Genomic DNA, 8,403 nt, shown 5'->3' with positions numbered 1-8,403 from the left:
CCGAGTTGTCTGGTTTGGGGGCCGCTTCGCAGCCCAGCGGGAGCAAGCTCCCTCGCCACAGGGTCGCCTGGCGTCACTCCGGCGGCGAAGCGCAGAGCGATACGCGCCAGGAAAACCCGCAACTGCTCGCGCAGATCGGTTACTCGTTCTGATCGATTACCGCGCATTTAAGGAGCTCAACAACCCGTGGCGAGGGAGCTTGCTCCCGCTGGGCTGCGCAGCAGCCCCAAAGCAGTGAACTCAATCTATCTGGTACACCGAGTTGTCTGGTTTGGGGGCCGCTTCGCAGCCCAGCGGGAGCAAGCTCCCTCGCCACGGGTGAACAGCGTCCACCGCGTTGGCCGTCTCGCCTGTTGTTCGCTGTCAAAGCTCGCCTGGGCTGATGTCCAGGTGCAGCCACTTCTTGTTTGCCATCCCTCGCCACATGCCTCTACGCCTCGCCAAGGCCCTTGCGTATCAATGGACGCCTCGGACGAGACGACCATTTATCGCCGATTAAGAATTTGATAGCTTCAGTTCTCATTTGATCTGCCGCTATATCGGTTTGTTGCCGGCCCGAAACGTGCTTCCTCACTTGGCAATTGCGCGACAGCGACCTGGCTAAACACAAAAAGAGACCTGGCGAATGGACAACGGACGATACGAAAGGCAGGTATTGACGGCGGCAGGCGCGGCGGCGTCCGAGCCGTTGCCGCATATTCTGCTGATCGACGATGTCCCCGAAGACATTCGCGCCACGCTCATCCTGTTGAAGACCCAGCCCTGGCGCATTTCCCTGGCCAGCGATGCCTACCAGGGTTATCAACGCGCCCTTGCCCTGCGTCCCGACCTGATCGTCCTGGATGTGCACATGCCGCAAATGGACGGCTTCAGCCTGTGCCGGTTATTACGCGAGGCACCGGCCACCCGGCATACCCCGATCCTGTTTCTGTCCTCGGCCAATACGTCGTTGGAACGGTTGGAAGGGTTGACCGTGGGCGCGGTGGACTACATCCCCAAATCCTGCGCCCCCGAGGAAGTCCTGGCGCGCATCAGGATCCATCTGCAATTGACCTGGCGAGCGCCGCCGGCCATTGCGGACAACCCGGCCGATCCGGAACCGCAAGGCGATGAAATCGTGCTGCGCGCCGCGATGCGACTGATCGAAAACCAGCTGGACGACATACCGTCCCTGGGCATGCTCGCGCAAAAAGTCGGCACTCATGAAAAGCGCCTCTCCGCCATTTTCCGCGAACACCTGGGGATGACCGTGTTTGCCTACATTCGCGACGCGCGATTGCGGCGCGGCCAGGAACTGCTCTCCGAAAGCGCCATGAGCGTGCAGGACGTCGCCGAAGTGGTGGGCTTTCGCAATGCCTGCAACTTCACTACGGCGTTTCGACAGCGAATCGGCATGACGCCCAGCCAGTTTCGCCAGCAGACCCTGGGCCTCGTTGATGCAGAGTCGGTCGGGCGCGCCTGATGCGGCTCCTACAGTTCCTGGTGCTGACGATTGCCTTGTTGTCCGCCGGGCTGCTACACGCCGCGCCCGTGGAGCTGTGCCGGGCTGACCGTCTGGACCTGATGCCTGCGGCGCAGATTTTCGAAGACGCCCAGGCCCGCTTGAGCCTCGAAGAAGTCGCCCGACTGCCCGACACCCATTTCAACCCCGCAACCCCGCGCTGGCCGAGCCAAGGTTACAGCCGCTCCGCCTTCTGGTTGAAATGGCAGCTCACCAATTCCAGCGATGCGGCGTGTTCGCGCTTGCTGGTGGTCGGGGCGCCGCGCCTGGACGACATCCGCGTCTATCAATCTTCAGCCGGGCGCTGGCGTGATGCCCACGCCGGAGGCGTCTATCCCTTGGCCGAATGGCCCCAACCGGCGGCACGTCAGCCGGCATTCCCGGTCTCGCTGGCGGCGGGGGAGAGCGTCACGGTGTTCGTCCGCGTGACGAGCCATTTCCAGCTGTTGCTGGAGCCGGAACTGTGGTCCGAACCGGCGCTGCTGCGCAGTCAGCAACAGACTTACCTGAGCGACGGGCTCGCCCTCGGCATCGTCCTGCTGGTCGTGCCGTTCGGCTTCATCGTCGGCTGGATCCTGCGCTCCCGATTGCTGAGCGTGAATGCGGGCGCGGTCCTGAGCTATATCCTGCTGACCTGCATCCTCAACGGCTACCTGATCTACTGGCCCACCGCGCTGGGCTGGACCCGGGAGCTGCTGACCTGCGCCAGCGCAATCTCGTTCGTCCTGTTTCTCGCCTACTTCCGCGTGCTGTTGCAGGTGTCCGCATTGCCCAAAGTCATTGGCTGGAGCTATTGGCTGCCGCTGTCGGGGTGTGTGCTCGGCCGGCTCTGGTGGCTAAAAGTCGATTCCGTCCAGGGCGCGCAGGTCGTCCAGATATCCCTCATGAGTTTCTACGGGGTGCTGCTCGTCACGCTGTTCATGGCCTGGCGCAGACGACTGAGCTACAGCTGGCTGGCCTGGCTGGTGTCGGGGCTCTTGCTTGCACAATTGCTGATGCGGATGCTTTTCCCCCAGGAGCAATTGCCCTGGCAGTCGCCCCAAAGCAAATACAGCTTATCGTCCACACTGCCAGGCGTGGCGTTGCTGGTGTGCACGTTGATCATGGAAGTGGCCCGCAGCCGCAACCGCGAAAAGCACGCCCTGGCCACCCTCGAACAACAGCGCCAGGCCGAGCACGAACGCCTGGAAAGCACCGTGGCGCTGCGCACGTCGCAGTTGCGCGACTCCCTGGCGGCCCGCAGCGCGTTGATGGCGCGCATCAGCCACGACCTGCGCTCGCCGCTGGTGCGCATCATCGACTATGCGCGCCTGTTGCATGCCGGACCGAACCGCGACTATCAGGCCACGATCGAGCGCAACGCCCGCCAGCAACTGGAGCTGATTGACGAGATGCTCGAGTTTTCCCGTGGCGAGCTGGAGCAAATGCAACTGACCCTCGCGCCGGGCTACCTGTACGGGTTCCTCAACGAGATTGCAGGCGAAGCGGGCTTTCTCGCCGCACGCCAGGGCAACACCTTCGAAGCTGTGCTGGCAGACGACCTGCCGCCACTGGTGGAGGCCGACTTCAAACGCCTTCGGCAGGTGCTCATGAACCTGCTGGCGAACGCGGCGAAATTCACCCTCAACGGCCAGATCCGCTTCGAAGTGGATTGGGCCCCGGGCGCGACCACAGATACCGTGGAACTGCGCTTCAGCGTAATCGACACCGGCATCGGCATCGACCCGCAAGAATTCGAACAACTGCTGCAACCGTTCCGCCGCGGCCGCAATGCCCAGCGCTATGAAGGCAGCGGGCTGGGCCTGTCCATCGTCACGCAACTGCTGGAACGCATGGACAGCCGCCTCGAACCCCAAGCCACCGGGCAGGGCAGCCACTTCAGCTTTCGCCTGCAATTGAATTGCGCCCAAGAACACGACCTGGAAAACGGCATCGTCGACAACAATGCCACGCCGTTCGACGGCCAGGGTAAACACGTTCTGCTGGTGGACGACGTCGAGCAGAACAGCGAATGGCTCTACGACCTGCTGGCCGGTTACGGTTTCGATGTCAGCATCGCAACGAACGGTCAAGACGCTTTGGCCTGCCTGGCTGAGCAGCCAATCGACCTGCTGATCAGCGACCAGATGATGCCCGGCGTGGACGGTTGGGCGCTGCTGCGCCAGGTGCGCGAGCGTTGGCGCCATCTGCCGGTGATGCTCTATTCGGCGGTGCCGCCCCGCAGGCCGCAGGATTATCCCGAGGGCCTGGCCTTCGACGCGGTCCTGCTCAAGCCCGCCGACAGCCGTGAATTGCTGGCGCGGGTCAAGGCACTGGCCTGCCCGGACAGCACGCGTCGCGCATTGGCTCGGGAGCACTAGCATGCCGGGTTTGGGTCATCGGCTGCTCTTGCTCGGCAGCCTTTCGATGTTGCCCTGGGCGTCGGTCCAGGCCGAACAAGCGGCGCCCAGCGCCCTCACGCTCGACGCCACCACCGTCACCGCTCGCCGCCGCGAGGAAGACCCGCAAGACGTGCCGATCCCGATCAACGTCCTCTACGGCGAGCAACTGGACGAGGCCGGCCTGCACTCTCTTCGAGACATTCAACAGCGCGTGCCCGGCCTGGTGGTCTCCGGCCACGACGCCCGTTACGCCGGCTTCGGCCTGCGCGGCTTCGGCGCCACCGCCTACAACGATGGCCTGGAAGGCAGCGTCGGCACCTATGTCGATGGCGTCTACCAGGCGCGCCAGGGCATGGCCTTCACCGAGTTGATGGACATCGAGCGCATCGAAGTGCTGCGCGGGCCGCAAGGTACCTTGTTCGGCAAGAACACCACCGCTGGCGCGCTGAACATCATCACCCGGCAACCGACCTTCGAGCCCGAAGCCAACCTCGAAGCCAGCTATGGCGAGCGCGGCCTGCGGGAATATCGTGGGACGGTTTCCGGGCCGTTGCAGGACGACATGCTCGCCGGTCGACTGAATGTTTTCGACAGTTCCACCGATGGCGCCGTGGAAAACCTGCAAGACGGCGCCCGCCTCGGCGACGCCGACAGCCATGGCCTGCGTGGGCAATTGCTGTGGACGCCGACCCCGGACTTCAGCGCCCGCCTGATCGCCGACTATGCCGAGCAAAACGAAGCCGGCAACGTTCTGCTGGTCAATCACTACAGCCAACAGACCCGCAAGCGCGCCCAGTTCCTCGGCTATCCATTGTCGGAGCCCGACCCTTACAAGCGTGAGGCACGCATCGACGCGCCGGGGCATCCGCAAACCCTGCAGAACGGTGTCTCACTGGAATTGAATTGGGACCTCGACGAGGCGATGCGCCTGACCAGCATCACCGCCTACCGCGACTGGGACTACCGCGCCACCCGCGACAGCGACAGCACCGCGCTGTCCGTGGCCGAGTCCGAAACCGAGCTGGGCCATCGGCAGTTCAGCCAGGAATGGCGCCTGTCCGGCACGGTCGGTTCGTCCGTCGACTATGTGGCCGGGCTGTATTACCTGCGCCAACAGCTCGACCGCGAGATCGACGCCGAATTTGGCCAGGACGCCGCGCCCTGGTTCGTCGGCGATCAGTTGGAAGCCTTGCGCAAGCTCTACGGCATCACCTTCACCGACCCGAAGCAGGTGCCGGCGATGCTGCTGGACGGCGCCCGGCAACGCTATGACGGCGAGCAAAAGGGCGACAGTCGAGCCATTTTCGGCCAGGTTTCCTGGCGCCCGATCGAACCACTGGAACTCACCGGCGGCCTGCGCTACAGCCAGGAGCGCAAGGACGGCTGGATCTCCCGCGACGTCAGCAACCTCGCCCCGCTGACGGGTTTGCCTGCGGTGTTCCAGGCCGGTGGACTGTTGCTGCGCGACATTGCCCTCGGTGGTGGTTACTACCGCGAGGATTCGATAAAGGAAAACAACGTCTCCAGCCTCCTCAGCGCCAGCTACCGCTTCAGCGATGGGGTGATGGGCTACGTCAGTTGGTCGCGGGGCTACAAGGCCGGCGGCATCAACTTCGACGTGGTCGGCCCGTTCACCGCGCCCACCTTCGAGCCGGAGCGCGCCACGTCGTTGGAGCTGGGCATGAAGACGCGCTTCTGGGACGAGCGCGCGTTGCTCGACCTCGCCGTCTACCAGACCGACGTCGACAACTACCAGGCGCTCACCTACAGCCCGCCGACGACCATGTTCGCGCCACCGCTGCGGGACAATCTGATCAATGTCGGCAAGGTTCGCCTGCGCGGCATCGAGCTGGACTCCGCCTGGCAACTCACCCCCCGGCTCACCGGGCGCCTGGGCCTGGCCTGGAGCGATGCACGCTACCGCAACTTCCCCAACGCCCCGTGCCCGCCGGCCTCGGGCCAATGGACCTGCGACCTCAGCGGCGACCGGCTCTACAACGCGCCGGAATGGAACCTCAGCAGCGGCCTCGACCACACCCATCCGCTGCCCTACGGGCTGGAAGCCTTCAGCGGCATCGACTACAGCTTCCGCACCGGCTACTCCGGCACCCTCGAAGGCGGCGAAGGCAGCTATCAACCCAGCTACGGCCTCACCAACCTGCGTCTGGGCCTGCGCAGCCAGGACCGCGCCTGGGAAGTGGAGGGCTGGGTGCGCAACGTCTTCGACCGCAACTACATCACCGCCGTCTATTCACTGCTCGGCGCCGGTGACTATGGCGTCATGACCGGCAGCGAAAGAACCCTCGGCACCACCGTCAGGCTCCGCTATTGAGCGAAATAAACCGCGTCGGACAAAACGCCAGACGATTGCCGCCGGCCTTTTTCGACAGGTACATCGCCTGGTCCGCCTTGCTGATCAGCCCATCGACTTCCTGCCCATGCTCAGGAAAAAACGCCACGCCGATACTGGCGGCAATCTCCACCGTTTGCGCGCCAATCAGGATCGGCGCATTGGCCGCCGCCAGCATCCGCTTGAGCAACGGCTCGCTGTCCTCCACCGCCTGCAAACCCACCAGCCCCGCCACGAATTCATCGCCACCGAGGCGCGCCAACGTATCGCCCTCACGCAACGTCGCATTGATCCGCGCCGCGACAATCTGCAACACCCGATCCCCCCAGTCATGCCCGTAACTGTCGTTAAGCGCCTTGAACCCGTCCAGATCAATGAACGCAATGGCCACCTTGTGCTGGTGAATCCGCGCCTTGCCCAGCGCCTGGCGCATCCGCTCGGCCAACAGCAACCGATTGGGCAGCTGTGTGAGGGCGTCATAACGGGCATCGCGCTCCAGTAACTGAAGGCGTTGCTTCACCTGCGTCATGTCGCTGAGCAGTGCCACATAGTGCTGCACATTACCGTGACGGTCATGCACGGCACTGATGCTGATGCGCGACGTCATCTCCCGACCATCCTTGTGATGGCTCTGAACTTCACCGGACCAATGCCCGTGGAAATCCAGCGCATTCTTCATCGGCGCATAAAACGCCGCGAGCCGACGCACCATGCGATGGGAGTTCAACTCCCGGCCCTGCACCTCGTCTTGCCCGTAACCGGTGAGGCGGGTGAAGGCTTCGTTGACGCTGATGACCCGACCGTACGGATCGACGAGGATGATGCCTTCGCGGGCGTGGCTGAACACGGTGGCGGCCAGCTCTGGGCAGACGGTGTTGAGGCGACGGTCCAGGGTGGCTTCGTCGCGGGTTGCCGGCCACATAGCGGAATCAAAGCCCTGCTGGGCCAGATAGCTGACCAGGGACGAGAGCGACTTGTGCAGGCGGGTCAGGGCATTCGTGGCGAGCCGGGAATTGAGGCAGTAGCCGCGAATGAAGGTGCGTAGGTTCATGGGGTTTATAGGGTGCTGGCGATAAGGGGCGGGCTAGCGAAGTGGGCATTATCGTGGCGCGGATTGGCCGGGGACTTTGCTGCAGCGGATGGGAGATTTGCGGGAAGGGATGGAACGGAAAGATTTTTATGCCGGGTCTGTCAGACGTTGGACGGCCAGGCTCATGAGCCGACGTCGTCTTGCGCTTTTGTCTGCGCAAGCCAATCGCGCTTCGGCGGGAAAAAGGGGGTCGTGCTCAGCGTCTGACGGGCGACCTTGTGCTAGGGAAAAGAATTCCCTAGCATGCCTGGCATGGCTACCGTATACAGCGACCGTAACTGGAAAATAAAAATCTACCCGGACGATCACGCGCCGCCGCATTTTCATGTGCAAACGCCCGATGGTGAGTCGCTGGTGGAGATTGACGGGCTCCAGGTGCTTGGCAGAGGGGCCAACCCTAAGTCCCTGAAAGCCGCCTTGGCGTGGGCGGCAAAGCACACCGCTGACCTGCAGCGTGTGTGGAACGAACAGAATCGGAGGAGCTGACCCATGATCAGCAAAGCCAGAATCAGCAGCGTGAAGCCTGTCCCCGGCAAACATGCCTTGCAGGTGGAGTTTGCCAACGGTAAGCGCTACGACGTTGACCTGCGGGAACACATCCGACAATTCCCGGTACTCAAGCCCTTGGAGGATCTGTCGTTGTTCGGCACCGCCCAAGTGGGCGAATGGGGCTTCGATGTGAGCTGGGGTGATGACTTGGAACTGGCGGCTGTCACCTTGTATCGGTTGGCGCTGGAACAAGCCGGTGAGGTGATGCCGACCCAGGCATTCAAACGCTGGATGACTGCCAACAAGCTCTCGTTGACGACTGCCGCGCAGGAGCTGGGCTTTACCCGTCGCACTATCACTGCTTACAGCAGCGGGACCTCAATGATTCCCAAGCATGTGGCCCTGGCTTGTAAGGGATGGGAGTTTGAGCACAAGGGCAAGAGAGCGACAAAAGCCAAGGGCCAAAAGACGTCTCAAATAGCTTGATGAGACTAGGCCCCTTTGACTGCACAGCCCCGTCGGATAGCTAGACTGTCTTATCTTGACCAGATAAGGTCCGGGGGCGCAGCGGCGCTTCCTCAACCAGTGTGAT

At 63.1% G+C, this 8,403-nt stretch carries 6 protein-coding genes; 5 read left to right on the top strand and 1 reads right to left on the bottom strand.

Translation table 11 applies throughout. From position 1 onward, the window contains the following. Positions 1-625 precede the first annotated feature (625 nt). Genes BLT00_RS13530 through BLT00_RS13520 form a run of 3 tightly spaced genes read left to right on the top strand, consistent with a single transcriptional unit; the run spans position 626 to position 6,214 of the window. Entirely contained in the window at positions 626-1,462 is an 837-nt protein-coding gene (locus tag BLT00_RS13530) for a response regulator transcription factor (protein WP_086936660.1), read from the top strand. Beyond that, entirely contained in the window at positions 1,462-3,861 is a 2,400-nt protein-coding gene (locus BLT00_RS13525) for a hybrid sensor histidine kinase/response regulator (RefSeq protein WP_092143767.1), read from the top strand. Before BLT00_RS13530 ends, BLT00_RS13525 begins: the two co-directional genes overlap by 1 nt. Position 3,862: 1 nt before the next feature. Further along, a complete protein-coding gene (locus BLT00_RS13520; protein ID WP_092143770.1) occupies positions 3,863-6,214 on the top strand; it encodes a TonB-dependent receptor in 2,352 nt (783 codons plus the stop codon). Here the strand turns inward: BLT00_RS13520 and BLT00_RS13515 are convergent. Then, a complete protein-coding gene (locus tag BLT00_RS13515; RefSeq protein WP_092143773.1) occupies positions 6,198-7,283 on the bottom strand; it encodes a sensor domain-containing diguanylate cyclase in 1,086 nt (361 codons plus the stop codon). The genes BLT00_RS13520 and BLT00_RS13515 overlap by 17 nt on opposite strands. A 291-nt stretch (positions 7,284-7,574) precedes the next feature. On the opposite strand from BLT00_RS13515, the gene BLT00_RS13510 reads away from it, so the two are divergent. Then, a complete protein-coding gene (locus BLT00_RS13510; RefSeq protein WP_175456215.1) occupies positions 7,575-7,808 on the top strand; it encodes a DUF4160 domain-containing protein in 234 nt (77 codons plus the stop codon). A 3-nt stretch (positions 7,809-7,811) separates the two neighbouring features. Further along, positions 7,812-8,297, top strand: coding sequence for a DUF2442 domain-containing protein (locus BLT00_RS13505; protein WP_092143779.1), 486 nt, complete (start codon positions 7,812-7,814; stop codon positions 8,295-8,297). Positions 8,298-8,403: the final 106 nt, after the last annotated feature.

Origin of the sequence: Pseudomonas sp. NFACC51 (genome assembly GCF_900103575.1) — a bacterium.
Taxonomy (GTDB): Bacteria; Pseudomonadota; Gammaproteobacteria; order Pseudomonadales; family Pseudomonadaceae; genus Aquipseudomonas; species Aquipseudomonas fluorescens_Q.
This window is presented reverse-complemented; position numbering and strand designations above follow the sequence as displayed.